This window comes from Marivivens aquimaris, assembly GCF_015220045.1.
Lineage (GTDB): Bacteria > Pseudomonadota > Alphaproteobacteria > Rhodobacterales > Rhodobacteraceae > Marivivens > Marivivens aquimaris.
In genome coordinates this window covers 388299-413318 of record NZ_JADBGB010000001.1, presented here as the reverse complement: position 1 = coordinate 413318, position 25020 = coordinate 388299, and the positions used below count along the sequence as shown (strand labels likewise).

Here is a 25020-nt window from a genome sequence, read left to right as displayed (position 1 = left end):
GTTTAGCATTAAACTATCAGGTGCCCGATGACCGATAAGAGCAAAGACAACCTGCGCCAAGCCGCGCTGGACTACCACAAGTACCCCAAGCCGGGAAAACTGGAGATCCGCGCGACCAAGCCGATGGCCAACGGACGCGACCTTGCGCGCGCCTACAGCCCCGGCGTTGCGGAAGCCTGTATCGAGATCAAGGACGACGCCAGCACCGCCCGCGACTACACTGCTCGCGGCAACCTCGTCGGCGTCGTGACCAACGGCTCGGCTGTTCTGGGCCTTGGCAACATCGGCGCCCTCGCCTCCAAACCGGTCATGGAAGGCAAGGCTGTCCTGTTCAAAAAGTTCGCGAACATCGACTGCTTCGACATCGAACTGAACGAGCCCGACCCCTATAAGCTCGCTGAAATCGTCTGCTCGCTAGAGCCGACCTTCGGCGCGATCAACCTCGAAGACATCAAGGCACCCGACTGCTTTATCGTCGAGAAGATCTGCCGCGAGCGCATGAATATTCCCGTATTCCACGACGACCAGCACGGCACCGCTATCGTCGTCGGCGCGGCAGCGACCAACGCGCTGCATGTTGCGGGCAAGAAATTCGAAGACGTCAAAGTCGTCTCCACCGGCGGCGGCGCGGCGGGCATCGCCTGCCTTAACATGCTACTCAAACTCGGCGTGAAGCGTGAAAACGTCTTCCTCTGCGACCTTCAGGGTCTGGTCTACAATGGCCGCGAACTCGATATGACGCCGCAAAAGGCAGAGTACGCGCAAGGCACCGAGCCGCGCACCCTGCTGGATGTGATCGAAGGCGCTGACCTGTTCCTCGGCCTCTCCGGCCCTGGCGTTCTGAAGCCCGAGATGGTCGCCAAGATGTCGGACCGTCCGATCATCTTCGCCCTCGCCAACCCAACGCCGGAAATCCTGCCCGACGAGGCCCGCGCGGTAAAACCTGACGCCATCATCGCCACGGGCCGTTCTGACTACCCGAACCAGGTGAATAACGTACTGTGCTTCCCGTTCATCTTCCGCGGCGCGCTCGACGTCGGCGCGACCGAGATCAACGATGACATGCAGATCGCCTGCGTCGAAGGCATCGCCGCCCTCGCCCGCCAGACGACCTCTGCCGAAGCTGCCGCCGCCTACCAAGGTGAAAAGCTGGCGTTTGGCGAAGACTATCTGATCCCCAAACCGTTCGACCCGCGCCTCATGGGCGTCGTCGCCTCCAGCGTGGCCAAGGCCGCAATGGAAACCGGCGTTGCCGAGCGTCCGCGCGAGGATATGGCCGAATACAAGAAGTCGCTCGACGGCTCGGTGTTCAAGTCCGCCCTCCTCATGCGCCCCGTTTTCGAAGCCGCCCGCACAGTCACCCGCCGCATCGTATTCTCCGAAGGCGAAGACGAGCGCGTGCTGCGTGCCGCTCAGGCGATCATCGAGGAAACCACGGACTCGCCGATCCTGATCGGTCGTCCCGAGGTTATCGAAACCCGCTGCGAACGTGCCGGCCTGAAGATCCGCCCGCGCATCGACTTCGAGGTCGTGAACCCCGAAAACGACCCGCGTTACTACGACTACTGGACCACCTATCACACCCTGATGGCCCGCCGCGGCGTGACCCCCGACCTCGCCAAGGCCATCATGCGCACCAACACCACCGCCATCGGCGCGGTCATGGTGCAGCGCGGTGAAGCCGACAGCCTGATCTGCGGCACCTTCGGCCAGTTCCTGTGGCACCTCAAATACGTCAACGAAATCCTCGGCCGCGAAGGTCGCCACCCCGTTGGCGCGTTGTCGATGATGATCCTCGAAGACGGCCCGCTGTTTGTGGCAGACACTCAATGTCACCCCGAACCGACCCCAGAGCAGATCGCGGAAACCGTTGTCGGCTGTGCCCGTCACGTCCGCCGTTTCGGCCTCAACCCGAATATCGCGCTCTGCTCGCACTCGCAGTTCGGCAACCTCGACACCGCGTCGGGCCGCAACATGCGCGCCGCTCTCGAAATCCTCGACAGCCAGCCGCGAGACTTCTGCTATGAGGGCGAAATGCACATCGACGCGGCCTTCGACGTGGCTCTGCGCGAACGCATCTTCCCTGACAGCCGCATGACCGGTCCAGCCAACACGCTCGTGTTCGCCAACACCGACGCGGCATCGGGCGTGCGCAACATCCTCAAGATGAAGGGCGGCGGCCTCGAGGTTGGCCCGATCCTCATGGGCATGCAGAACAAGGCGCACATCGTGACGCCCTCGATCACCCCGCGCGGCCTCCTGAATATGTCGGCCATCGCGGGCACGCCGGTCGCCCACTACAGCTAAGACACCAAGGCCTGACTTTGCAAAGTCGGGCCTTTTTTCTGTAATTCCGCATAGATCGCGCCGGTTTGCAAAAATTTGCAGACCGGAAAGCGAGTTTATGCAAATTTTTTGGCTCAAAGCGCCACACTTATCGCTAACAATGTTGCCCGCCTCTTCGCTCGTCGCCTAAACCTATGAGGTAACGAGAGGAGGAGCTCGAAGCATGGGATACAAGGACGTCTACGACGCTTGGAAATCGGACCCCGAGGGGTTCTGGATGGAGCAGGCCAAGGCCATCGACTGGGTCGAGCCACCGAGCAAGGCTCTCTGGGACGACAATGCTCCGATGTACGAATGGTTCGCCGATGCAAAGGTGAACGCCTGCTATAACGCCGTGGACCGCCACGTCGAAAACGGCCGCGGTGAACAGACCGCGATCATCTACGACAGCCCGATCACGCAGACCAAGCGCCAGATTTCCTACGTGGAACTGCGCAACCGCGTCGCCAACCTCGCCGGTGCGCTGCGCGCCAAAGGCATCGAAAAGGGCGACCGCGTCATCATCTACATGCCGATGGTCCCCGAAGCACTCGAAGCCATGCTGGCCTGTGCCCGCCTCGGTGCGATCCACTCGGTCGTCTTCGGCGGCTTTGCGGCGCACGAACTTGCCGTCCGCATCGACGATGCAAAGCCGAAAGCGATTATCGCGGCCTCCTGCGGCCTCGAGCCGGGCCGTGTCGTCCACTACAAACCGCTCCTCGACGCCGCAATTGATCAGGCCTCGCACAAGCCCGACTTCTGCGTGATCTTCCAGCGCGAACAGGAAGTCGCCCAGCTCGTCGAAGGCCGCGACTACAACTGGCACGGCTTCCAGTATGGCGTTGAGCCCGCTGAGTGCGTTCCCGTCGAAGGCAACCACCCCGCCTACATCCTCTACACCTCCGGCACGACGGGCCAGCCCAAGGGCGTCGTCCGCGACACCGCAGGCCACCTCGTCGTGCTGAACTGGACTATGAAGAACGTCTACAACATCAATCCGGGCGAGACCTTCTGGGCCGCCTCAGACGTGGGTTGGGTCGTCGGCCACAGCTACATCACCTACGGCCCGCTCGTGCACGGCAACACCACCATCGTGTTCGAGGGCAAGCCCATCGGCACCCCCGATCCGGGCACGTTCTGGCGCATCATCGAAGAATACAAAGTCCGCTCGTTCTTCACCGCCCCGACCGCTTTCCGCGCCGTCAAACGCGAAGACCCGACCGGCGAGTATGTGAAGAAATACGACCTGTCGAACCTGCGCACAGTTTATCTCGCCGGTGAACGCGCAGACCCCGACACGATCAAGTGGGCGCAGGAAAAGCTGGGCAAGCCAATCATCGACCACTGGTGGCAGACCGAGCTGGGCTATCCCGCCGTCGCCAACCCCGTCGGCATCGAACTGCTACCCGTCAAAATCGGCTCCCCGTCGGTCTCGCTTCCCGGCTATGCGTTCAAAATCGTCGACGACGAAGGCAAGGAACTCCCGCGCGGCGAACTTGGCGCCATCGTCACCCCGCTTCCCCTCCCCCCCGGCACCCTGCCGACGCTGTGGAACGCAGAGGACCGCTTCAAGAAAGCATACCTCACCAACTTCGCAGGCCACTACGAGACCGGCGATGCAGGCATGATCGACGAGGACGGATACCTCTACATCATGGCCCGCACCGATGACGTCATCAATGTCGCGGGCCACCGCCTCTCGACCGGCGCAATGGAAGAAGTCCTCGCCTCCCACCCCGACGTCGCCGAGTGCGCGGTGATCGGTGTGGGCGACGACCTCAAAGGCCAGCTTCCGCTCGGCTTCCTGTGTCTCAACGCAGGCTGCAACCGCGAGCATGCCGAGATCGTCAAGGAAGTCGTCACCATGGTCCGCCAGCAGATCGGCCCCGTCGCGGCCTTCAAACTGGCAACCGTCGTCGACCGCCTGCCGAAAACCCGCTCGGGCAAAATCCTGCGCGCCACGATGGTCAAAATCGCCGACAATCAGGACTTCAAAGTTCCTGCCACGATCGACGATCCCGCCATCCTCGACGAGATCAAACTCTCGCTCCAAGGCCTCGGCTACGCGAAGGGCTAACCTGCCTTTGTGCCAAAAAATATCTCGGGGGAGCGGCATAGCCGCGGGGGCAGAGCCCCCTCCCCGCCAAACAAAAAGACCTCCCAGCGCGAACCGGGAGGCCTTTTCTATTCTGGGAACGGAAGCGTTAGTGCTTCAGGCCAGCTGCGAAGCTATCTACCTGACGCTCGGCTTCTTCCTGAGCGATACCGTAACGCTCCTGAATTTTGCCGACGAGCTTGTCACGATTGCCTTCGGCTTCGGTCAGCTCGTTGTCGGTCAGGTCGCCCCACTGGGCTTTGGCCGAACCTTTGAATTGCTTCCAATTACCTTCGATCTGGTTCCAGTTCATAACTGATCCTCCAATGCTATTGCGGCTCCTTGCCGCGCTTGGAGAGACAACCGTTTCAGGGCGCAATGGTTCCGTCGAACGCCTTCTCGTCGCTATAGATTTCCAGCGGCAAACCATCAGGATCAGCAAAGAAAGCAAAGCGTTTACGGGTGACTGGGTCAATTCTCACATCTTCGACATCGATGCCCTTTGCCTCCAGCCATTCCTTGGTGGCGGCGACATCACCGACGCGGAATGCGATGTGGCGGAGGCCCTGCGCTTCGGGATAGCTCGGGCGCTCGGGCGCGCCGGGGAAGGTGAACATCTCCAGCTGGGTGCCGTCGGGCAGTTCGAGGTCCAGCTTCCAGCTGTCCCGCTCCGCGCGGTGGGTTTCGGCCACGATCCGCAGTTCAAGCTTTTCACTATAGAAAACCTTCGACCGTTCGTAGTCGGACACGATGATGGCGATATGGTGGACGCCGCGTAGCATCAGACGAATTGCTCCTGAATGAGACGCTCTTCCAACCCGTGACCGGGATCGAAGAGGATACGGTGGGTCACGCTGTTCTCGCTGCGGATCTCGACGCGGCTGACATCGCGGAACGAACGGCCATCGGCGTCGGCCATGACGGGACGCTTCACGGGGTCGAGCACATCGAACTGCACCACAGCCTTTTTCGGCAGCAGCGCACCGCGCCAGCGGCGCGGACGGAACGCGGCCACAGCGGTCAGCGCCAGAACATCGGCACCGATCGGCAGGATCGGCCCGTGCGCGGAATAGTTATAGGCGGTCGAGCCTGCAGGCGTGGCAACCAGCGCGCCGTCGCAAACCAGTTCAGGCAGACGGATACGCCCATCGACGGTGATGCGCAGACGCGCGGCCTGCGGGCCTTCCCGCAGCAGAGACACTTCGTTGATAGCGAGCGCCTTGCGCACCTCGCCTTTGTTGTTCCAAGCGGTCATGGAGAGCGGGTTGAAGTGCTCCTCCTCCGCCGCCGCTAGACGGAACAACAGATCTTCCTCGTGGTATTCGTTCATCAAAAATCCGACCGTGCCGCGGTTCATCCCGTAGACCGGCACAGTCAGATGCTCGGTCGCGTGGAGCGTTTCCAGCATGAAACCGTCACCGCCCAAGGCAACGATGACCTCGGCCTCTTCCATCGGTCGGTTACGGTAACGCCCCACAAGCCGGTCCAGCGCGTTTTGCGCGGTCGGCGTTTCGCTGGCAACAAACGCGATCCTGTTCATCGGGCACTCCGTGTCTTCGCCCCTATGGGTAACAAAGGTTTAGCGAAGGTACAGTGCCGAAAACCCTTTCAAAGCGAAAAATCCGCCGGTTCGGCGGTGGAACACCTATTCGCTTCGTTTTCATATTCATTATGACGCTTTCGCGCATTTACGTAACGACGCCGCCCCACTAAACACAGGCCCAACGCAACGCTTGTCAGAGGTCCCGCTTCATGACCGCCACCGATAACGGCTTTTTCACCGAAAACCTTGAAACCCGCGACCCCGACCTGTTCGACGCCATCCAGAAGGAACTGGGTCGTCAGCGTCACGAGATCGAACTGATCGCTTCGGAGAACATCGTCTCCAAAGCCGTGATGGAAGCCCAAGGCTCCGTCATGACCAACAAGTACGCCGAAGGCTACCCGGGCAAGCGCTACTACGGTGGCTGCCAGTACGTCGACATCGCCGAGAACCTCGCGATCGAACGTGCCTGCAAGATGTTCGGCTGTGAATTCGCCAACGTCCAGCCGAACTCGGGTTCTCAGGCCAACCAGGGTGTGTTCCAGGCGCTCATCAAGCCGGGCGATACCATCCTCGGCATGTCGCTCGACGCTGGTGGTCACCTGACCCACGGCGCACGTCCGAACCAGTCGGGCAAGTGGTTCAACGCAGTCCAGTACGGCGTTCGCCAGCAGGACCAGCAGATCGACTATGATCAGATCGAAGCCCTCGCAGAAGAGCACCAGCCCAAGCTGATCGTTGCAGGTGGCTCGGCCATCCCGCGTATCATCGACTTCGCCCGTATGCGCGAAATCGCTGACAAGGTCGGCGCCTACCTCATGGTCGACATGGCGCACTTCGCCGGCCTCGTCGCTGCAGGCATCTACCCGTCGCCGTTCCCGCACGCTCACGTTGCGACCACCACCACCCACAAGACTCTCCGCGGTCCGCGTGGCGGCATGATCGTCACCAACGACGCCGACATCGCGAAGAAGGTCAACTCGGCCATCTTCCCGGGTATCCAGGGTGGCCCGCTGATGCACGTCATCGCCGCAAAGGCCGTTGCCTTTGGCGAAGCGCTGCGTCCGGAATTCGTCGACTACCAGAAGCAGGTTGTCGCCAACGCTCAGGCGCTGGCTGACGAGCTGATGAAGGGTGGCCTCGACATCGTTACCGGCGGCACCGACAGCCACCTGATGCTCGTCGACCTGCGCCCCAAAGGCGTGAAGGGCAACGAGACCGAGGCAGCTCTGGGCCGTGCGCACATCACCTGCAACAAGAACGGCATCCCGTTCGACCCCGAAAAGCCGACCGTTACCTCGGGCGTCCGTCTGGGCTCGCCGGCTGCCACCAGCCGCGGCTTCAAGGAAGAAGAGTTCCGCCAGATCGCCCGCTGGATCGTCGAAGTTGTCGACGGCCTTGCTGCCAACGGCGCTGAAGGCAACGCCGAGATCGAAGAAAAGGTCAAAGCCGAGGTCGAAGCCCTCTGCAAGCAGTTCCCGGTCTACCCGACACTCTGATCTGTTTCGGACTGAATTGAATAGGGCCGCAGCATCGCGCTGCGGCCTTTTTCGTTGGCCGCTGGCGCGGCGCATTGGGGCGCTGCCCCCTCTGCCCTGCGGGCATTCACCCCCGAGGTATTTTAATCAGAATGAAAAGCGGCGGGGTGTTGCTTTGCCCTGTGGCTGGTATAGCTGCGGGGAAGAGGTGAACGATGCTGAATACCATTCTCCACGGTGAAAAAACCGGCAATCCCGATCTGCTGATCGCCCATGGCCTGTTCGGATCGGGCCGCAACTGGGGCGTCATTGCCAAGCGGCTATCGGATGAGCGGCGCGTTGTGGCTGTTGATATGCGCAACCACGGTAGCAGCGAATGGTCGGACGTGCATGATTACCCGCATCTGGCGGACGATCTGGCCGAGGTGATCGACGGACAGTGGGATGTTCTGGGTCACTCAATGGGCGGCAAGGCGTCGATGATGCTGGCGCTGAAACACCCCGAGAAAGTGCGCAAGCTAATTGTCGCTGACATCGCGCCTGTGGGCTATGCGCATACCCAGAGTGACAATATCGAGCGGATGCGGGGGGTGGATCTATCGACGGTCGACCAGCGGTCTGATGCGGTCGCGCAGTTTGGTGATATCGACGACGGTTTGAAGGCGTTCTTCCTCCAGAGCCTTGATCTGAAAGAGAAACGCTGGAAGCTGAACCTTGACGCTTTGGAAGCGAACATGGATGCGATCATCGGTTTTCCTGAGGTCAGCGGCCGTTTCGAGGGACCTGCGTTTTTCCTGTCAGGCGCCGAGTCGACTTACGTTCTGCCGGAGTATCGTGCGCGGATCAAAGAGCTGTTCCCGAACGCCGTTTTCGCGAAAATTCCGGGCACGGGACACTGGCTTCATGCCGAGAAGCCTCGGGAATTCGAGGCAGCGGTGCGCAGTTTCCTGAATGCATAGAAGCGAAGGGCCGGAGTGATCCGGCCCTTTCGTTTAGATGAAGTTCGATGTCATCAGTGCGAGGCTGGTGAGGCCGACCATGGCGATGATGTAGCTAAAATACAGTGTCTTCATAGTGTTAGATCTTTGCATCGCGTTTGACCGACCAGTGCGGGTCGGATTTGCCGATGGCGCGGGTGACGACCCAGCTTACCGGAATGGAAATGATCAGGCCGGTCACTACAGCCAGCGTTAACGCGTAGCCCGTATAAAATCCCAGAGCGAGAACCATGATGATGGCGGCGCCGGCGAGGGCGGAAGCGGTCATCAGGGCGACGACCCAAAGTAAAGCACGCATAACTTGCTCCTCATTAAGCTTTGGAGAGTAACGTGCAAAAGGCGGGCTTCGTTCCGTGACGTGTTCGTGACGGAACCGCGCGCCGCCTACGGCGTTGGATTGGCAAGCAATTGAAAGGATGCAAAACCATGTCTATCCGCAAAGAAATCGAACACGATCCGCGCCACGCTCTCATCGAGAAAATGGACGATGTCCGCGTTGGTATGCTGGGCGTCGAAGGCTCGTCGCAGCACATGCAGCCGATGACCCACTTCACCGATTGGGACACCAATACCCTTTATTTCATTACCTCTTCGGACACCGATCTGGTCCGCGCTGTGGGCCTTGGTGGCCGCGCGCATTACTGCATTGTCGGCAAGGATCAGGACTTCCACGCCTGCCTCGCAGGTACGCTTGAGCAGGTCGAGGACCAAGCGAAACTGGACGAGCTGTGGTCGCCCGTTGCCGGCGCGTGGTTCGAGAAGGGCCGCGAGGATCCGAAGGTCACGCTGCTGCGCCTGACGCTGGCTGACGCCTCGGTCTGGGGCTCGACCGAAAGCTCCCTGCGTTTCGGTTTTGAGATCGCGCGGGCGAACATGGATGAGGACCATCTGCCGGACGTCGGGGTCCACAAGACCTTCCGCTTCGCGGCTTAACATTTACCTTTTAAGGGCCGTCCCACTGGGGCGGCCTTTTTAGATGCCGACGCCCGAAATTAGTGCGGTAGCGGTGAGGAATCCCAGGAAAATCAGGTAGGTGGCTGAGACGTAGGTCATCGTTAACTCCTTTGGTTTGGGAGTAATACGGACGTGCGCGGGGATTCCGTCGCGGGTCAGCGCTCGACCATCGCTTTGGCGACGAGCCACGTAACTGGCAGTGCTGCGACAAAACCCAAAGCTGCTGCGATTACAATGGGTTGAAGGGTGTCCTGCCCCATCACCAAGGCCGCCACGACGAAGGTGCCGGCGAGTGTGGTGGAGATCAGGGAGTACAAAACGGATGCGAGACGGAGCATTTGGGGCCCTTTCCTGTTACATCCCGATAATCTCATAAATTAACAGAGCCCGCCTTGAGGTAGGTCAACCACCCCTGCGGACGGTGCGTTAAGGGCGTTTTCGCGGGGGTGCGATAGCTTGAGTCCGCACCCTATCGGGGCGCGAAAAGGGTGCGATCGGAAGGTTTGTGAATCGGGCGATTGCACCTGAATTCCGCACTTCGCACCCTAACCGCCCCAGAAAAAGGTGCGATCACCGCCGCAAAAAGGAGATGCCCATGGGCGTGGCACCGTTACGCAAGCTTTCCCTCACAGATTTTCGCATCCACGCGTCAAAAAATGTGAACTGGGTCATAGAGAACAACGCCCACATCTGGCTGCTCAAACACGGCCGCCCCGCCGCAGGCGTCGTCCCCGCCCACCACATGCGCGCGCTCGACCGGATGATGGGCAAACCGATGGACCAGCACGAAAGCGAGATGGAACGCATCCTACAGGACTGGCGCTTCGCCAAACTCCACATCGAACACTACGAACTAACCCAAGAGGCCGAGAGAGTCCTACTGACCTGCCCCTTTTCTCAGGGCCACTTGTGAGAAGAGCCTGTTCCCCTTTTGTGTGCCATCATTCGGCTGCGTGAGCAATGGGCGCAGGCGCGGAGCCATCAGGTAGCTCAAGCGTCGGTGCCCATTGCGTTTTGTCGAAGGGCCGCGCTGCGGCGAACTCCTCCGGCGTCTGATACTTCAAGCTGCTGTGCGGGCGTTCCGTATTGTAATCGGCCCTCCATTCTTCGATAATCTCTCGGGCTTCACCGATGCTCGTGAACCAGTGCTGGTTCAGGCATTCCTCGCGGAACCGCCCGTTGAAGCTCTCGATGTAAGCATTCTGCGTAGGTTTCCCCGGGTCGATGAAATACAGCTGCACGCCGTGATCATCGGCCCATCTGTCCATGGCCCGACCACGAAGTTCCGGGCCGTTATCAACGACCAGGATATCGGGGTATCCTCGCTCCCGGGCAACCCGCTCCAGCATTTCCACAACCCGCTCACCAGGCAGAGAAAAGTCCACCTCGATCACCGGGCATTCGCGGGTGCAATCGTCCTTGAGATTGGCGGTGCGGAACTTCCGGCCATTGGCCAACGCATCGCTGGTGAAGTCGAGCGACCAACGCTGGTTGGCAGCGATCGGGCACCAACTGCCCTCACGCGCCTCGCGCGGGATCTTCTTGCGCTTCGTCCGGCGCAGCCATAGGCGCTCCTCCCGATAGAGGCGCTCGACGACCTTCACGTTCACCTTGAAGTCCTCGCGGACAAGCTTGGCATGCAGCATGCGATAACCATACCTCCTGTGTTTGCCTGAAAGAGTGATCAGGCGTTCTCGAAGTCGCACATGGCGGTCTGGCCGTGCCCGATAGGCCAGGCTCGACCGCGAAATCCCGACCAGCCTGCACGCCCGCCGCTCCGTGAACTGATGATCCGCCATCAGCGTCTTCACGGCATCCCGGCGGTGTGCAGGCGTCAGGAGTTTTTTGCCAGCAGCCCTTTCAGACCCGAATTGTCGAGCATGGCATCCGCCAGAAGCCGCTTGAGTTCAGCGTTCTCGGCTTCCAGATCTTTCAGGCGGCGCAGTTCGGAAACCTGCATGCCCCCATACCGGCTCTTCCACTTGTAGAGCGTCGCATCCGACATGCCATGCTTGCGACACAGCTCCGCGACCTTCGCCCCGGCCGTATATTCCTGCAAAATCCGGACAATCTGTTCTTCCGTGAAACGTGATTTACGCATTCTTTGTTCTCCTCGTTGCTTCGAACGTTACGAGAACAAACTCTCCTTTTGAATGGCCCAGTTTCTTGGGGGCAGGTCACAGGGTGCGACAGGCTTTGAGTGGGGAGTGAGTCGATCGGCATGAAACCCGACGACGCAGCGGCGCCCTAGCTAGGGGCGCCTTCGATCCGCAACACCATAGCCAAAAGCTCGCTGATCTCCATACCAAGGGGGAAATCACCCTCAAACTCGGCCGAAGCATGTATGTGATATTGCTCCAAGACCTCAACATATTGTCTATCTGCACCAAGGTGATCATCAAGAATTCCGCTTAGAAGACTATTCATTTTCGACATACGTATTTTTGCTTCTAATATCATCGAACCGGTCAATCCCGGTGGACTTTTTTTGTTGCCCAATAAGTATGCCTGCAATGGGATTAGATTTGAAAACCATTGATCCCATTCATGCCGGAGCTTGCTATACTCAGAACAAAGCGCAGCTCTCCGACGTGCCCAAGCCTCTAAATCGAATACATCGTTCAGTAAAAACTCGCTGGATGAAGACTTTGCCAAAAATATGACCTCATCAACTAATATTTGCTCAAACTGAAAATCGTGATTTTCAGCCGGCAAAACCGAAAAAGGTCGCATTGGAATATCGCTTGGCCCCATTATATTTACTGGATATTCAAGACTTTGCTGGTGACGAATTTTGACTGCGCTGTCTACGTATTTCCTAATTTTCATAAATGCCGAAAGCGCTTTTTGAGATTGAATTTTTCTTTCCGCAATAGACTGTTTTTTTCTTTCTGTTTTTATACCTTGGCGGAAAATGAAATATGCTGCAGCCCCGGATGCCAAACCTGAGAAGAACCCACCGAAGGCAGACGCATTGGCCGCAGCCCAATCCCAATAGTTTATTCTTTCATTATCTATAATTGCGTCTGAGAGGACCCAAGACGAAGGACTGTGCAAATCTAAATCTTGCAAACCATACGACAAACTCTGGCTAATAAGTTCAATCATGCCAACCCAAACAAAAAAGCCGCCCCACATCGGGACGGCTTTTTGTAGCATCACAACTGGAGGTGGATCAATTATCCATCTTCAGCGCGTTGATGAAGGCTTCCTGCGGGATTTCGACTTTGCCGAACTGGCGCATTTTCTTCTTACCGGCCTTCTGCTTGTCGAGCAGTTTGCGCTTACGGGTGGCGTCGCCGCCGTAGCACTTGGCCGTCACGTCCTTGCGCATGGCGGCGATGGTCTCGCGGGCAATGACGCGGCCACCGATGGCGGCCTGCACGGGGATCTTGAACATGTGGCGGGGGATCAGGTCCTTGAGCTTTTCGCACATGACGCGGCCACGGGATTCGGCGCGGTCGCGGTGGACCATGATCGACAGCGCGTCCACGGGTTCTTCGTTCACGAGGATCGACATCTTGACGAGGTTATCCTCGCGGTATTCGAGCATCTGGTAGTCGAAGGAGGCGTAGCCCTTGGTCACCGACTTGAGGCGGTCGTAGAAGTCGAACACGACCTCGGCCAGCGGCAGATCGTACTCCACCATGGCGCGGGTGCCCGCGTAGGTGAGGTTGAGCTGCACACCGCGGCGGTCCTGACAGAGCTTGAGCACGTCGCCGAGGTATTCGTCGGGCACCATGATGGTGGCCTTGATGCGCGGCTCTTCGATGTGTTCGACCAGCGTGAGGTCGGGCATGTCGGCGGGGTTGTGCAGGTCGCGGACCTCGCCGTCGCGCAGGTGGATCTTGAAGACCACCGAGGGGGCGGTCGTGATCAGGTCGAGGTCGTATTCGCGTTCGAGGCGGTCACGGACGACCTCGAGGTGGAGGAGGCCGAGGAAGCCCATGCGGAAGCCGAAGCCCAGAGCGGCCGAGGTTTCCATCTCGTAGGAGAAGGAGGCGTCGTTGAGGGCGAGTTTCTCGATCGCGTCGCGCAGGTCTTCGAAGTCGTTGGCGTCCACGGGGAAGAGGCCGCAGAAGACGACCGGCTGGGCGGGTTTGAAGCCCGGCAGCGGCTTGTCGGTGCCTTTTTTCTCGTGGGTGATGGTGTCGCCGACGCGGGTGTCGCGGACCTGCTTGATGGAGCCGGTCCAGATGCCGATCTCGCCCGGTCCAAGCTCGGGGATGTCGACCATCTTGGGCTTGAGGACGGCGAGTTTGTCGACGCCGTAGACGGCACCGGTCTGCATCATTTTGATGCGGTCGCCCTTTTTGATGACGCCGTCCATGACGCGGATCATGACGACAACGCCGAGGTACGGGTCGTACCACGAGTCGACCAGCATGGCCTTGAGCGGCGCGTTGCGGTCGCCGGTGGGGGCGGGCAGCTTCTGGACGATGGCTTCGAGCACTTCGGGGATGCCGAGGCCGGTTTTGGCGGAGATCGGGATCGCTTCGGAAGCGTCGATGCCGATGACGTCCTCGATGTTTTCCTTCACGCGCTCGGGCTCGGCGGCGGGAAGGTCGACCTTGTTCAGGACGGGCACGATTTCGTGGCCAGCGTCGATCGCCTGATAGACGTTCGCGAGGGTCTGCGCCTCGACGCCCTGCGAGGCATCGACAACCAGCAGCGAGCCTTCGACCGCCTGCATGGAGCGGGAGACTTCGTAGGCAAAGTCGACGTGACCAGGAGTGTCGATCAGGTTGAGGATGTAGGTCTCACCGTCCTTGGCAGGATATTCGATACGGACGGAGTTCGCCTTGATGGTGATGCCGCGTTCGCGTTCGATGTCCATCGCATCGAGCATCTGTGCCTTCATGTCGCGTTCGGCCACGGTACCAGTCATCTGGATCAGACGGTCTGCCAGAGTGGATTTACCATGGTCGATGTGCGCAACGATCGAGAAGTTGCGGATGTTCTTCAGCTCGGTCATCGTAGTCAGCCCTATAGGGGTGGATTAACGGCTTCCTATGAGGCCGAACGCCACTTTTTGCAAGGGGTGAACGCGGAATACGGACGCGGTGACGCGCAGTCCTCCCCTGCCCTTACTTCAGGCGGCGGGCCATAAGGATGCTGAGCAGCAGAAGCGGCAGGAAGAGGCCGAAAGCGGTGCGGATGCCGAAGCCTTCGGCGACGAAACCGATGACCGGCGGCGCGAAGAGCATGACCCCTTGGAACACCAGGGCGACGGCGGCCACGTTGTCGGCTGCGGGGCGATCGCCAAGCCGTGCGGCGGCGGAAATGGTCAGCGGATAAACCGGCGCGATGCCCATGCCGACAAGGGCGAAACCGAGGATCGCGATGTAGGCGTTCGGAGCGATGGTGACGATCAGGAGGCCTACGAAAGCGGTGATTGCAGCAAGGCGGCCCATCGCGGGCGCGCCCATCCGTTCAACCAGACGGTCGGCGGTCAGGCGAACGAGCGCCATGGCGAGGACAACGGTCGGGGCAGCGACGCCTTCCAGCGCGCGGGAGATGTCGAATTCGTCGCGCATGTAGATTGTCGACCACGTGCGGCTCGCGCCTTCCAGAAGGTCGCCGCCGACCGCGTAGGCCAGAAGGCCGAAGACCGCGAGCGTGGGCAGGACAAAGCGGCGCTTGGGGCCGGACTGGACCTCTCGCGGTGGGCATTCGGTCATGGGACCGGCGAGGGCAACGGTGAGGACCGCGTAGATCGCGCCGAAGATCAGAAAATGGATGAACGGAGAGATGTGCTGCGCGCGGATCGCAGCGGAGGCTGCGGTGGAGGCGAAGAACATCACGCTCCAGAGCCCGTGGCAGCGGTTCATGAGGCGGCCGGTGGTGGCGGCCTCTACCCTGTCAGCCTCGACATTGATGCCGATATTGGAGAGCGACATCATCGCGCCGAACACAAGCAGCGACGCGGCCAGAACCGCGCCCGAGGTCGCTATAGCCGCACCGAGGATCGCGCCCAGCATGATGAGGTTGGTGCCGATAATCAGGCGTCGGGTGCCGAACCGGTCCACCAGCGATGTCGACAGCACAAAGACGATCACCGCGCCGATGGTGCCGAAGGCGAGGATGTAGCCAAGCTGCGATTCCGACAGGCCGAGCGACAGTTGGATATCGGGGATACGCATGTTGAGCGCAGCGGCCATGATGCCCTGCACGGCAAAGACCATCAGCATACGGCGGCGGACGGCGCTTTCGTCCATCATAGGGGCGGTCATCGTCATAGCTCCGCCCCCTCCTGGCAACGGGCGCGGCAACCAGTGGTAGACAAAGGCCGGATTCTGTCAATCCACAGAACCGCACAGCGTTCTGTTGCTTTGGCCCTGATTGGCGATCATTGTACGGCGAGAGACAGGGGGGAGCCTCATGGACAGGTCCATCAAGAGCATCGACGCGTATTTCGAGAAAGCGACAACGTGGCGCGAAGAGATGCTGGCGCTCTACAAGATCGTTCAGGAAGAGGCCGAGGGCGAGCCTGTGTCGGAGGCGCTGAAGTGGTCGCAGCCGTGTTTTACGTGGGACCCTGACGGCACCAATATGATGGTGGTGAGCAGCTTCAAGGACGGGGCGACGCTGAACCTGTTTCGCGGGGCGCTGCTATCCGATCCCGAAGGCGTGCTGATCGTGCCGGGCGAGCACTCGCGCGCCGGTCGTTTTCTGCGCTTCACGAGTCTGGAGGCGATCCGTGAAAATGACGCGCTGATCCGCGCAACGATTCAGGAGGTTTTCGGGCTGCACCGCGATGGGAAGAAGGTGGACTTCCAGCAGCACCGCGAGGTCGACTATCCCGAAGAGCTGATCGCAAAAATGGAAGCCGATCCCGATTTTGCCGAGGCGTTCGAAGCACTTACGCCCGGCCGGAAGCGTGGGTATCTGATCTTTTTCGTCGGGGCGAAGCAATCGCAGACCCGCACAAATAGAATAGACAAGTACGAAGACAAGATCCGCGCTGGCAAAGGAATGCAGGATCGCTGAGCGCTCGCGCGGATGTGAGGCATCCTTTTGCGCACGTAGACAGTGGTCACACGTTCTGGCAGTGTTAAGTAAGGCACCAGACCTGATGACACCGGATAACTCGGGCGCAGGTCACGACATCAGCAGGACGATCCATGACGCGCTTCATTTTTGCGGCTTTAGCTGTACTGACTCTGACCTCATGTGGCGGAAGCCGCGTCAGTGGTGATGTCGGGAAAGCGTGTATGAGCGCGGGCCGGTCGCAAGCCAATCCTGAGCTTTGTTCCTGCGTCCAGCGCGCTGCCAACGTGACCCTGCGCGGGTCGGATCAGGCGCGCGCGGCGGAGTTCTTTGCCGATCCGCAGAAAGCGCAGGACATGCGCCAGTCGGACAACTCGGGTCACGAGGCGTTCTGGCTGCGCTATAAGGCGTTCGTTGCGACCGCCGAAGCTATCTGCCGCTGACGAGCTTTTCGGCTGCTTGCTGGATGATGTTCAGGCAGCCTTCGAAATCACGCGAATAATAGGGGTCCGGCACGGGACCATCTGCAAAAAGGCGCACCTCGGTGGTGTCGCCTTTCGGCTGCATGTCCAGCACGGTTTCCAGATTATCGCTGTCCATACACAGGATCAGATCGAACCGGCCGAAGTCCGCGCGGGTGAACTGGCGGGCGCGTAGGTCACTCATGTCGATGCCGCGCTTGCGGGCGGCGTCCTGCATGGCGGTGTAGGGCGGCTCTCCGATATGCCAGCGGCCCGTCCCTGCACTGTCCAGCGTCCAATGGGGCGCGAGCGAACGGACGACGGCTTCGGCGGCGGGGCTGCGGCAGATGTTGCCGAGACAGACGAAAAGAACGGAAGGCTGGGTCATGTGCCGCACCATAATCGCGGCGGCGCGGGGCGCAAACGGAAACGGCGGGGTCACCCCCGCCGCTCGTGATGGTTAGTGACTGTCCGAGCCGTGTTCCATCTCGTGTTCTTCGCTTTCCATCATCTCGTCATGGCTCATGCTGTTCATGTTCGAAAGCTGGCCAAGGTCCACGGGAATGTCGACCTCAACGTTGCCCGCATCGCGGAAGGTCAGCGTGACGTGGAGGATATCGCCGTCCTCGAACGGCTCTTTGATACCGAGGAACATGACGTGATCAGAGCCGCGCGCAAGCTCGTGATGGCCCTGCGCGGGGATGGTGAAGCCGCCTTCGACCTGACGCATCTTGGCGACGCCGTCTTCCATGATGTGGGTGTGCAGTTCGGTGCGGGCCGAGACCTCGGAGGTCGCCGCGATCAGTTGGTCGTCCGCATCGCCGGTGTTCATGATGACCATGAAGGCTGCGCCAGCGGGGGCAACGGGGCTCGACTGGATCGCGTAGGCGTGGTGCACTTCGATGTCAGCGGCAGCGGCCGATGCGAAAAGGGTTGCGGCAGCGGCGAGCGAAAGGATGGTTTTCATCTGTGGAGTCCTTTGGGTTTGTCTGTTTCTATGGATGGAAATCAGACGAACAGCGGCGGACCTCGGGCGTTCGCGGTGGGGCTGGCGGCGCTGACGGGCAGCGTATTTTCGGCAAACGTCAGGGCAAGGGACCGGCCCTCGATCCGGACGGGCATCTGCACGGCGGTGCCGGCATCGACAAACAGCGACAGCGCGCAATCGGGGCACAGATGCGAGGGACCGACGGGCTTGCCGTCTTTGTCTACCAGCGTGTGCGTGGCGACATCGTTCAGACAATAGACGGCGGCGGCGACGGCCTTGGGCTCTCCGCGGAGCATCGCCATCTGCTGCGAGGTCACGGCGACCAGCAGGACAAGGGCGATAGCCAGATATCGGCGGAGCATCAGCATGACGGGATATCTAGCAGGCCGCTCGGGCGGGGTGAAGCGCCTGTTGGTCGCAGCCCCTGAAAACGAAAAAGCCCGGCCAAGACGGCCGGGCAATAAAGTCAGTCAGTCAAAAGACGATTAGGCAGTTGCCTTAACGACTTCTTTCTTGATCTTCAGAGCCTGAGCCGAGAGATCGGCGTCTTTGGCTTTCAGAAGGAAACCGTCCAGACCGCCACGGTGGTCAACGGTGCGCAGGGCAGCCGAAGAAATACGCAGGCGGAAGGTGCGGCCAAGAGCGTCCGAACCGAGCGTAACGTCCTGCAGGTTCGGCAGGAAGCGACGACGGGTCTTGTTTTTGGCGTGGCTGACATTGTTGCCCGACATGGGGCCTTTACCGGTCAGTTCGCATTTGCGCGACATAGTATCACCTATTTTGTTGTCCCGGCCACCAGGGCCGGCTTGGGTTACGGGCATAGCCCGATGCGGCCCCTGTCATTGCAGGTTCCGTCATGAGGTGCAGCCTTTAGGGAGTTTCCCCTCAGCGGTCAACAATTATTGGTCTTCGGCGGCCTGTCGTTCGGTGCGCCGCGCGAGGCGGCGGGCCTTGGAGGCGACCTCGGGACGGCGGGTATCGGCGTATTTGGCGAGGTTGCGGAAGTAGTCGGGGGATTCCCTGCGGGCCTCGCGGTGGGCGTGGCAGATCAGACCGCGGTCGGGCGTGGGGGCAGTGATCGCCTTGAGGAGCAGCGGGTAACGCCCTGTTTTCGTGAGCACCTTCCCTGCGGGGTGACCTGCGAAACCGACGCGGGCACGGCGGACCTTGGGGAACATCTCCAGCAGATGGTCAGAGTGCCAGAGGTCGAGGCGGTTGAACGGATCAACCATGATGATGCCCTGCGCACCTGTGGGCGGGATGGCTCCAAGCGTACGGTCGAAATGGTGGGCGTCCTTGCGGTAGCGCGGGTCGTTCGGGACGTCCTCGGGGTGGATCGACCACTGCGGAGAGACGGCAAGGATTCGACTCGCGCCCAGCGGTTTGGCAAAGCGGAAAGCGCCATAGCCGCCCATGGAAAAGCCGAAGGTGATGACCTCGTCATATTCGCCAGCAAGCTGGGACATGATGGCCTCGACGGCCTCGGTTTCATCGTTGATGAACCAGTCGTTTTTCGACACGCGCAAGGCAAGCTGGTCGAAACCGGAACGGGCAAAGGCTTTGAGCGGGGCGACCTCGGCAAAGCCTTTGCGGCTGGCCATGCGGTTGTCGAAGCTCACCAGCAGTTTGCGGTGACCATAACAGAAGAGAGTCAGCCGCAGGCGTTTGCCATCAAAGAGGCGTTCGACCACCGGCTCTGCTTGGGTCACTTCGCGCCTCCGGCGAAGCTGGCGAGGACGTTGGCGGCGGCGACGGTCGGGGTGGAGTCACCGTTGACCAGTTTGGTTTCCTCGGCGGCCAGTGTCGCGGCAAGGTCTGGGTCGCGCTGGAGGCGTTCGAGGAGTTGGAGCCGGACCTCTTCATGGAACCAGTAGCGGGCCTGTTCGGCGCGGCGGCCCACGAAATGGCCATGATCCCTGCGCCAGTCGGCAAGCGCGGTCATCTCGTCCCACGCTTCGGGAAGGCCCCTGCCCTCGACAGCGGAAACGGTCATCGCTTTCGGGAAGCCTTCGGGATCTTGCGGACGTTTGCGCAGCAGCCGCAGCGCGCCAGCGTAATCGGCGCAGGTGCGGGTCGCTTGGGATTTCAGATCACCGTCGGCCTTGTTCACGAGGATAATGTCCGCGATCTCCATGATACCGCGCTTCACGCCTTGCAGCTCGTCACCCCCAGCGGGTGCGAGGAGTAGCGTGAAGAGGTCGCACATCTCGGCAACCATGGTTTCGGACTGGCCGACGCCGACGGTTTCGATCAGCACAACGTCATAGCCAGCAGCTTCGCAGAGCGCGATGGCCTCGCGGGTGCGGCGGGCGACGCCGCCCATCTGGGCCTGCGACGGAGACGGACGGATGAAGGCGAGCGGGTGGCGCGAGAGATGCTCCATCCGCGTTTTGTCCCCGAGGATCGAGCCGCCCGAACGTGCCGAAGACGGATCGACGGCGAGCACGGCGACCTTCAGCCCCTTTTCCACAAGGAACAGGCCGAAGGCTTCGATAAAGGTGGATTTGCCGACACCCGGCGTGCCCGACAGACCGATCCGCAGCGCCTGACGGTCACTGCCCAGCGCGTCCAACAAGGCCAGCGCATCGGCGCGGTGATCGGCGCGGCCGCTTTCCACGAGGGTGATCGCGCGGGCCAGTGCGCGGCGCTCGCCGGCCTTGAGGCTGGCGGCCAGAGCGGGAATGTCGACGGGTTTTCTCATACCAACTTTCTAGCGGCTGACGCACCTGTGTCCAGTCGGTTGACCTGCACCCTTCGTCGCAGGACTTGACGGCAGGGCGCAATCACCCAGATTAGCGGGATGCGCGATCTTCCCCCTTTGTTCACCGACTGGTTCTCTGCCCAAGGCTGGAGCATCCACCCGCACCAAGCGGCGCTGCTGGACCGCGCGTCCGAAAAGTCCCTGCTGCTAATCGCACCGACGGGCGGGGGCAAGACGCTGGCGGGGTTCCTGCCGACGCTGGTGGAGTTGATGGACGGGCATAAGGGGCTGCATACGCTCTATGTCTCGCCGCTGAAGGCACTGGCGAGCGACATCCGCCGCAACCTTACCCGCCCTGTCGAGGAAATGGGCCTGCCGATCCGCATTGAGGACCGGACTGGCGACACGAAGGGCACCGCCAAGAAACGCCAACGGGTCGATCCGCCGCAGATTTTGCTGACGACGCCCGAAAGCCTCGCGCTGCTGCTTTCCTATCCCGAGGCGGAGACGATGTTCGCGACGCTCCAGCGGGTGGTGATTGACGAAATCCACGCACTGGCCGAGAGCAAGCGGGGCGACCAGTTGTTCCTCGCGCTGTCGCGGCTGGAACGGCTCGCGCCGCAGATGCGGCGGGTCGGGCTTTCCGCAACGGTGGAGAACCCACCTGCCCTCGCCGATCTGATGGCGCCGCATCCGCATGGCTGCACGATTGTGGAGGCCGACCCCGGCCCCGATCCCGACATCTCCATGCTGGTGACGGACGAGCCGCCGCCTTGGGCGGGCGGCGGTGCGCGCTATGCGATCCCCGCCGTGCTGGAGGAGGTTCGCAAGCACCGCACCACGTTGATTTTCCACAACACCCGCGCGCAGGCCGAGATTTTCTTTCACCACCTGTGGCTGGCCAATGACGAGGGTCTGCCCATCGGCATCCACCACGGATCATTGTCACGCGATCAGCGCGAGGCGGTCGAAGGGGCGATGGTGCGGGGTGAGCTGCGGGCGGTCGTCTGTACGGGGAGCCTCGATCTGGGCATCGACTGGGGCGACGTCGATCTGGTCATTCAGGTGGGCGCGCCCAAGAACGTCAAACGTCTGGTGCAGCGCATCGGGCGGGCGAACCACCGCTATAACGCGCCGTCGAAAGCGCTGCTGGTCCCTGCCAACCGCTTCGAGGTGATCGAATGCGTTGCCGCGCTTGAGGCTGTTCTGGCGCATGATCTCGACGGTGATCCGCGCGGTCCGGGGCCGCGGGATGTCCTTTGTCAACATATCCTGACGGTCGCCTGTGCGGGGCCGTTCAACGCCGAAGACCTGTTCCACGAAGTGCGCAGCGCAGGCGGTTACGCGAGCCTGACGCGGGCAGCGTTCGACGACTGTCTGGAGTTCGTGGCGACCGGCGGCTACGCGCTGCGGGCCTATGATCGCTGGCAGCGGTTGGTGGAGCGGCCTGCGGGCATCTGGAACCTGCGTGATCCGAGGTCCGCGCTGCGCATCCGCATGAACATCGGCACCATTCAGGACACCGATACGTTGAAAGTGCGGATGAAGGGCAGCTTCAAACCGCTGGGCGAGGTCGAGGAAGGCTTTGCCGCGACGCTGACGCCGGGGGATACGTTCCTGATGGGCGGGCAGATCGTGCGCTATCAGGGGTTGAAGGAAATGACGGTGGAGGTGACGCGCTCTGCCTCCGACAAGCCCAAGGTCGCCACGTTCGGCGGGACGAAGTTCGCGACCTCTACGCAGCTATCGGAACGCATCGTTCACATGCTGAACCAGCCATCGTGGCCCGATCTGCCCGCGCATACGGCGGAGTGGCTGGGCCTCCAGCGCGAACGATCCCACATGCCGCAGACCGACCGCTTGCTGGTGGAGAGCTTCCGCTGGGATGGCCGTGCGCACACATGTTTTTACGGCTTTGCGGGGCGGAACGCGCAGCAAACGCTCGGGCTGATCCTGACGCAGCGGATGGAGGCTGCGGGGCTGGAGCCTTTGGGCTTTGTTGCCACCGATTATGCCACGCTGATCTGGGGATTGCAGGACGTCCACGACCCTGCCCCGCTGCTGGCGCCCGAAGGGCTGCGGGACGGGCTGGACAATTGGCTGCAAGGCAACGCGGTGATGAAGCGGACGTTCCGCGCGGTGGCGAATATCGCGCTGCTGATCGAACGCAACGCGCCTGCCGCCCGCAAGAACGGGAAGCAGGCGACGTTCTCGTCAGACATCCTTTATGACACGCTGCGCAAGTATGACCCCGAGCACCTCTTGCTGCGGATCACCCGCGAAGAGGCAATGCGCGGGCTCGTGGACTTTGGCCGGATCGAGGAAATGCTGACCCGCACCAAGGGCCGGATCGACCATGTGGTGACGGACCATCTGCCCCCGCTGGCCGCGCCGATGCTGCTTGAGGTCGGCAAGGTGCCCGTCATGGGCGCGGCGCGGGAGCGGCTGGAAGAGGAAGAGGCCGCCCGCCTCATGGCAGAGGCGGGACTGGCCTAGGGTCAGTCGATCGCGACGACGGCTTCGACTTCGAACTTCAGTCCCGGCACGGCGAGGCACGGTACGGGAACCAACGACTGCGCGGGGCGGGCGTCACCAAACAGGTCCATGACCGCTTTGACGAGGATCGGGAACTTGCTCGGGTCGTGATCAACGACATAAGTCGTCAGTTTCACCACCTGATCGGGGCGGGCGTTCATCGAGTCCAGCACCTTGGCGAGGTTGGCGTATGCCTCCAGCACCTGAGCGTCGAAATCGGGCGTGATCGCGCCTTCGTGGTAGTTCGCGGTCTGGCCGGAGATATAGGCCATGCGCTTGCCTGCGGGGGCGATGACGGCTTGGGAGTAGCCGTTGCGGGTGGTCTCCACCATGTCGGTCGGGTTGATGTACTGGGCGGCGGTATTGGTTTGGATGTTCATGGGATTCTCCTGTTTTCGAGTTGCTGAAACAGGGGTAGCCAGAAACAGTGCCATAAAGTGTCACCATTAGTGCTAGGGTGGTTTCATGAACGTCAGACTCAGACAAGACACCATCCTGCGCACCCTTTTGCGGAACGGCTCTGCGACCATTGACGCACTGGCCCAAGAGGTCGGCGCGTCGCGGCGAACGGTGCTGCGGGACATCTCGGCCCTGCGGGACGAAGGCTACACGATCTATTCAGAGGTCGGACGCGGGGGCGGTTTGCAGCTTGATCCGCAGTCGATGCAGAAAGCCTCCCGCCTGTCGGTGGCAGAGGTGTTTTCGCTAATTGTCACGGTCGGCGCTGCCAAGGCGGCGGGCGCGATCCCGTTTTCAGGGCTGGCGGATGCGGGGCTGGCGAAGATTGAAAAGGCCCTGCCCGCTGACCGCGTGAAGGACTTGCGGCTGATGCTGGACTGTCTGCACGTCGGCAACCTCGCACCGGGGTTCGATCTGTCGGACATGCGGGAGATGGACGACGCGCTGCTGCCCGCGTTCGAACTGGCGTTTCTGGAGCGGCGGATGCTCCGCTTTGCCTACCGCGACAAGAACGGGCGTGAGACGATGCGGGAGGTGGAGCCGCAGGCGATGCTGATCCTGCCGCCGCTGTGGTATCTGGTCAGCTGGGACCCGATGCGCGATGATTTCCGCTACTTCCGTATGGACCGTCTGAGCGCGCCCGAGGTGCTGGCCGATAGGCCGTTTCGCAAACGCTACATTCCGTTCAAGGAAGACGTGACGCCTTACAGCAGTGCGATCCCGAAATGATCACCACGCCTGCGGCATGGCCAGCCAATCCCGCAGGTGTTTGGTCAGTGCGCTGGGTGCCTCAAGGCTGGGCATATGGCCTGCATCGGGCATCACGACGAACTTGGCATCGGGGATGAGGCTGGCCATCGTTTCCTGCCTGCGCATCGGGAAAACGGTGTCGTGTTCGCCGCAGATCACCATGGCGGGCTGGCGGACGCGGCGCAGGGTGCTTTGCTGGTCGCGGCGGCGCTGCATGGCGCGGGACTGGCGGACGAACAGGTCCGCCCCAGCGGTACGCGCCATCGCCATGAGTTTGTTCATGACGTCCTGACGGTGCTGTCCGGGAGCGAGGCTACTGATCGGAATTTCGCCCGTCACCGCGTCCTCCAGACGGCCAGCGCGGGCGGCCATGACGTGCACCTCGCGCTCGGCAGCGTCCTGCGGGGTTTCTTGCAAGGGCGAGGTGTTGATCAGGGCGATGCGCAGAACACGCTCGGGGGCGCGGCGCATGACCTCCATCGCGACCATACCGCCGAGGCCCTGACCGCAGAGCGCGAATTTGGCCGGAAGCGACAGCATCAGAGCGGAGGCGATGTCATCCACGCGGTCGCCCTGCCCGACCGGAGCCGCCATGACCGGACGCTCGTGCGTCATGGCCGTGATCTGCGGCAGGAACAGCCGGACATCGGTGGCGATGTCGGGCAAAAACACCAGTGGCTCTAACATGGACTACCTGTTGCCGCGCGGAGGGCGACTTACTTTGCTCTTGTCTCACCTTAGCG

27 protein-coding genes are annotated in these 25020 nt (G+C 61.3%); 10 read left to right on the top strand and 17 right to left on the bottom strand.

Going from position 1 to position 25020, the window contains the following annotated elements; all coding sequences use genetic code 11:
- Window positions 1-27: 27 nt before the first annotated feature.
- Both IF204_RS02030 and prpE read left to right on the top strand, forming a co-directional pair.
- Entirely contained in the window at window positions 28-2307 is a 2280-nt protein-coding gene (locus tag IF204_RS02030; protein ID WP_194094259.1) for an NADP-dependent malic enzyme, read from the top strand.
- Window positions 2308-2509: 202 nt separating this feature from the next.
- Complete coding sequence (gene prpE / locus IF204_RS02025) at window positions 2510-4402, top strand: propionate-CoA ligase PrpE (RefSeq protein WP_194094257.1); 1893 nt, start codon at window positions 2510-2512, stop codon at window positions 4400-4402.
- A gap of 127 nt (window positions 4403-4529) precedes the next feature.
- Here prpE and IF204_RS02020 read toward each other — a convergent pair whose 3' ends face one another.
- From IF204_RS02020 to IF204_RS02010, 3 genes are read right to left on the bottom strand one after another with little or no spacing between them, the layout of a single operon-like run.
- Window positions 4530-4733, bottom strand: a complete 204-nt coding sequence (locus IF204_RS02020; protein WP_167637699.1) for a CsbD family protein — start codon at window positions 4731-4733, stop codon at window positions 4530-4532.
- A 55-nt stretch (window positions 4734-4788) separates the two neighbouring features.
- Window positions 4789-5202 (bottom strand): SMU1112c/YaeR family gloxylase I-like metalloprotein, encoded by a 414-nt coding sequence (gene gloA2 / locus IF204_RS02015; protein WP_194094255.1) that lies wholly within the window; start codon window positions 5200-5202, stop codon window positions 4789-4791.
- Window positions 5202-5960, bottom strand: coding sequence for an NAD kinase (locus IF204_RS02010; protein ID WP_167637697.1), 759 nt, complete (start codon window positions 5958-5960; stop codon window positions 5202-5204). Before IF204_RS02010 ends, gloA2 begins: the two co-directional genes overlap by 1 nt.
- Window positions 5961-6172: 212 nt before the next feature.
- On the opposite strand from IF204_RS02010, the gene glyA reads away from it, so the two are divergent.
- On the top strand, window positions 6173-7462 hold the full coding sequence (gene glyA / locus IF204_RS02005) for a serine hydroxymethyltransferase (RefSeq protein WP_167637696.1): 1290 nt from the start codon (window positions 6173-6175) through the stop codon (window positions 7460-7462).
- 194 nt (window positions 7463-7656) lie between these two features.
- A complete protein-coding gene (locus tag IF204_RS02000; RefSeq protein WP_194094253.1) occupies window positions 7657-8400 on the top strand; it encodes an alpha/beta fold hydrolase in 744 nt (247 codons plus the stop codon).
- A 118-nt stretch (window positions 8401-8518) separates the two neighbouring features.
- Here the strand turns inward: IF204_RS02000 and IF204_RS01995 are convergent, their stop codons facing one another.
- On the bottom strand, window positions 8519-8737 hold the full coding sequence (locus tag IF204_RS01995; RefSeq protein ID WP_194094252.1) for a hypothetical protein: 219 nt from the start codon (window positions 8735-8737) through the stop codon (window positions 8519-8521).
- A 128-nt stretch (window positions 8738-8865) separates the two neighbouring features.
- On the opposite strand from IF204_RS01995, the gene IF204_RS01990 reads away from it, so the two are divergent.
- Window positions 8866-9372 carry a pyridoxamine 5'-phosphate oxidase family protein gene (locus IF204_RS01990; RefSeq protein ID WP_194094250.1) on the top strand — a complete coding sequence of 169 codons (507 nt, stop codon included), beginning with the start codon at window positions 8866-8868 and terminating at the stop codon, window positions 9370-9372.
- A gap of 176 nt (window positions 9373-9548) precedes the next feature.
- On the opposite strand, the gene IF204_RS01985 is transcribed toward IF204_RS01990, so the two are convergent.
- Window positions 9549-9731, bottom strand: coding sequence for a CTP synthetase (locus IF204_RS01985; protein WP_194094248.1), 183 nt, complete (start codon window positions 9729-9731; stop codon window positions 9549-9551).
- A gap of 257 nt (window positions 9732-9988) precedes the next feature.
- Between IF204_RS01985 and IF204_RS01980 the strand changes: the two genes are divergently transcribed.
- Complete coding sequence (locus tag IF204_RS01980) at window positions 9989-10306, top strand: hypothetical protein (protein WP_194094246.1); 318 nt, start codon at window positions 9989-9991, stop codon at window positions 10304-10306.
- Between the two features lie 28 nt (window positions 10307-10334).
- Here the strand turns inward: IF204_RS01980 and IF204_RS01975 are convergent.
- From IF204_RS01975 to IF204_RS01960, 4 genes are all read right to left on the bottom strand, one after another.
- Window positions 10335-11494 (bottom strand): IS3 family transposase gene (locus tag IF204_RS01975; protein ID WP_194093722.1). Its coding sequence is split into 2 segments (ribosomal slippage): window positions 10335-11242 and window positions 11242-11494, totalling 1161 coding nucleotides; the frame shifts between segments, so codons are not numbered across the junction.
- 146 nt (window positions 11495-11640) lie between these two features.
- Window positions 11641-12501: a hypothetical protein gene (locus IF204_RS01970; protein WP_194094244.1), complete on the bottom strand. Its 861-nt coding sequence runs from the start codon at window positions 12499-12501 to the stop codon at window positions 11641-11643.
- A 67-nt stretch (window positions 12502-12568) separates the two neighbouring features.
- Window positions 12569-14368 carry a translation elongation factor 4 gene (gene lepA / locus IF204_RS01965; RefSeq protein WP_194094242.1) on the bottom strand — a complete coding sequence of 600 codons (1800 nt, stop codon included), beginning with the start codon at window positions 14366-14368 and terminating at the stop codon, window positions 12569-12571.
- A 112-nt stretch (window positions 14369-14480) separates the two neighbouring features.
- Window positions 14481-15632, bottom strand: a complete 1152-nt coding sequence (locus tag IF204_RS01960; RefSeq protein WP_194094240.1) for an MFS transporter — start codon at window positions 15630-15632, stop codon at window positions 14481-14483.
- A gap of 142 nt (window positions 15633-15774) precedes the next feature.
- Between IF204_RS01960 and IF204_RS01955 the strand changes: the two genes are divergently transcribed.
- A complete protein-coding gene (locus tag IF204_RS01955) occupies window positions 15775-16383 on the top strand; it encodes a YdeI/OmpD-associated family protein (protein ID WP_194094238.1) in 609 nt (202 codons plus the stop codon).
- A gap of 134 nt (window positions 16384-16517) precedes the next feature.
- Window positions 16518-16826 carry an arginine transporter gene (locus tag IF204_RS01950; protein WP_194094237.1) on the top strand — a complete coding sequence of 103 codons (309 nt, stop codon included), beginning with the start codon at window positions 16518-16520 and terminating at the stop codon, window positions 16824-16826.
- Here the strand turns inward: IF204_RS01950 and IF204_RS01945 are convergent.
- The 6 genes from IF204_RS01945 to meaB form a co-directional block, all read right to left on the bottom strand.
- Entirely contained in the window at window positions 16813-17232 is a 420-nt protein-coding gene (locus tag IF204_RS01945) for a low molecular weight protein-tyrosine-phosphatase (RefSeq protein WP_194094235.1), read from the bottom strand. The genes IF204_RS01950 and IF204_RS01945 overlap by 14 nt on opposite strands.
- A 72-nt stretch (window positions 17233-17304) precedes the next feature.
- Window positions 17305-17811, bottom strand: coding sequence for a copper chaperone PCu(A)C (locus IF204_RS01940; protein WP_194094233.1), 507 nt, complete (start codon window positions 17809-17811; stop codon window positions 17305-17307).
- Window positions 17812-17852: 41 nt separating this feature from the next.
- Complete coding sequence (locus tag IF204_RS01935) at window positions 17853-18200, bottom strand: hypothetical protein (RefSeq protein WP_194094231.1); 348 nt, start codon at window positions 18198-18200, stop codon at window positions 17853-17855.
- A 117-nt stretch (window positions 18201-18317) separates the two neighbouring features.
- Entirely contained in the window at window positions 18318-18599 is a 282-nt protein-coding gene (gene rpmB / locus IF204_RS01930; RefSeq protein ID WP_167637683.1) for a 50S ribosomal protein L28, read from the bottom strand.
- Between the two features lie 132 nt (window positions 18600-18731).
- Window positions 18732-19541: an alpha/beta hydrolase gene (locus IF204_RS01925; RefSeq protein WP_194094229.1), complete on the bottom strand. Its 810-nt coding sequence runs from the start codon at window positions 19539-19541 to the stop codon at window positions 18732-18734.
- Window positions 19538-20533, bottom strand: a complete 996-nt coding sequence (meaB, locus tag IF204_RS01920; protein WP_194094227.1) for a methylmalonyl Co-A mutase-associated GTPase MeaB — start codon at window positions 20531-20533, stop codon at window positions 19538-19540. The genes IF204_RS01925 and meaB overlap by 4 nt, the downstream gene beginning before the upstream one ends.
- A 99-nt stretch (window positions 20534-20632) precedes the next feature.
- Here meaB and IF204_RS01915 point away from each other — a divergent pair, with 99 nt between their 5' ends.
- Window positions 20633-23029: a ligase-associated DNA damage response DEXH box helicase gene (locus IF204_RS01915; protein WP_194094225.1), complete on the top strand. Its 2397-nt coding sequence runs from the start codon at window positions 20633-20635 to the stop codon at window positions 23027-23029.
- 2 nt (window positions 23030-23031) lie between these two features.
- On the opposite strand, the gene IF204_RS01910 is transcribed toward IF204_RS01915, so the two are convergent.
- The gene (locus tag IF204_RS01910) at window positions 23032-23448 is read right to left on the bottom strand and encodes a RidA family protein (RefSeq protein ID WP_194094223.1); all 417 of its coding nucleotides are present in this window, start codon (window positions 23446-23448) and stop codon (window positions 23032-23034) included.
- An 85-nt stretch (window positions 23449-23533) separates the two neighbouring features.
- Between IF204_RS01910 and IF204_RS01905 the strand changes: the two genes are divergently transcribed.
- Window positions 23534-24256, top strand: coding sequence for a helix-turn-helix transcriptional regulator (locus tag IF204_RS01905; RefSeq protein ID WP_194094221.1), 723 nt, complete (start codon window positions 23534-23536; stop codon window positions 24254-24256).
- Here IF204_RS01905 and IF204_RS01900 read toward each other — a convergent pair whose 3' ends face one another.
- Window positions 24257-24964, bottom strand: coding sequence for an alpha/beta fold hydrolase (locus IF204_RS01900; protein ID WP_194094219.1), 708 nt, complete (start codon window positions 24962-24964; stop codon window positions 24257-24259).
- Window positions 24965-25020: the final 56 nt, after the last annotated feature.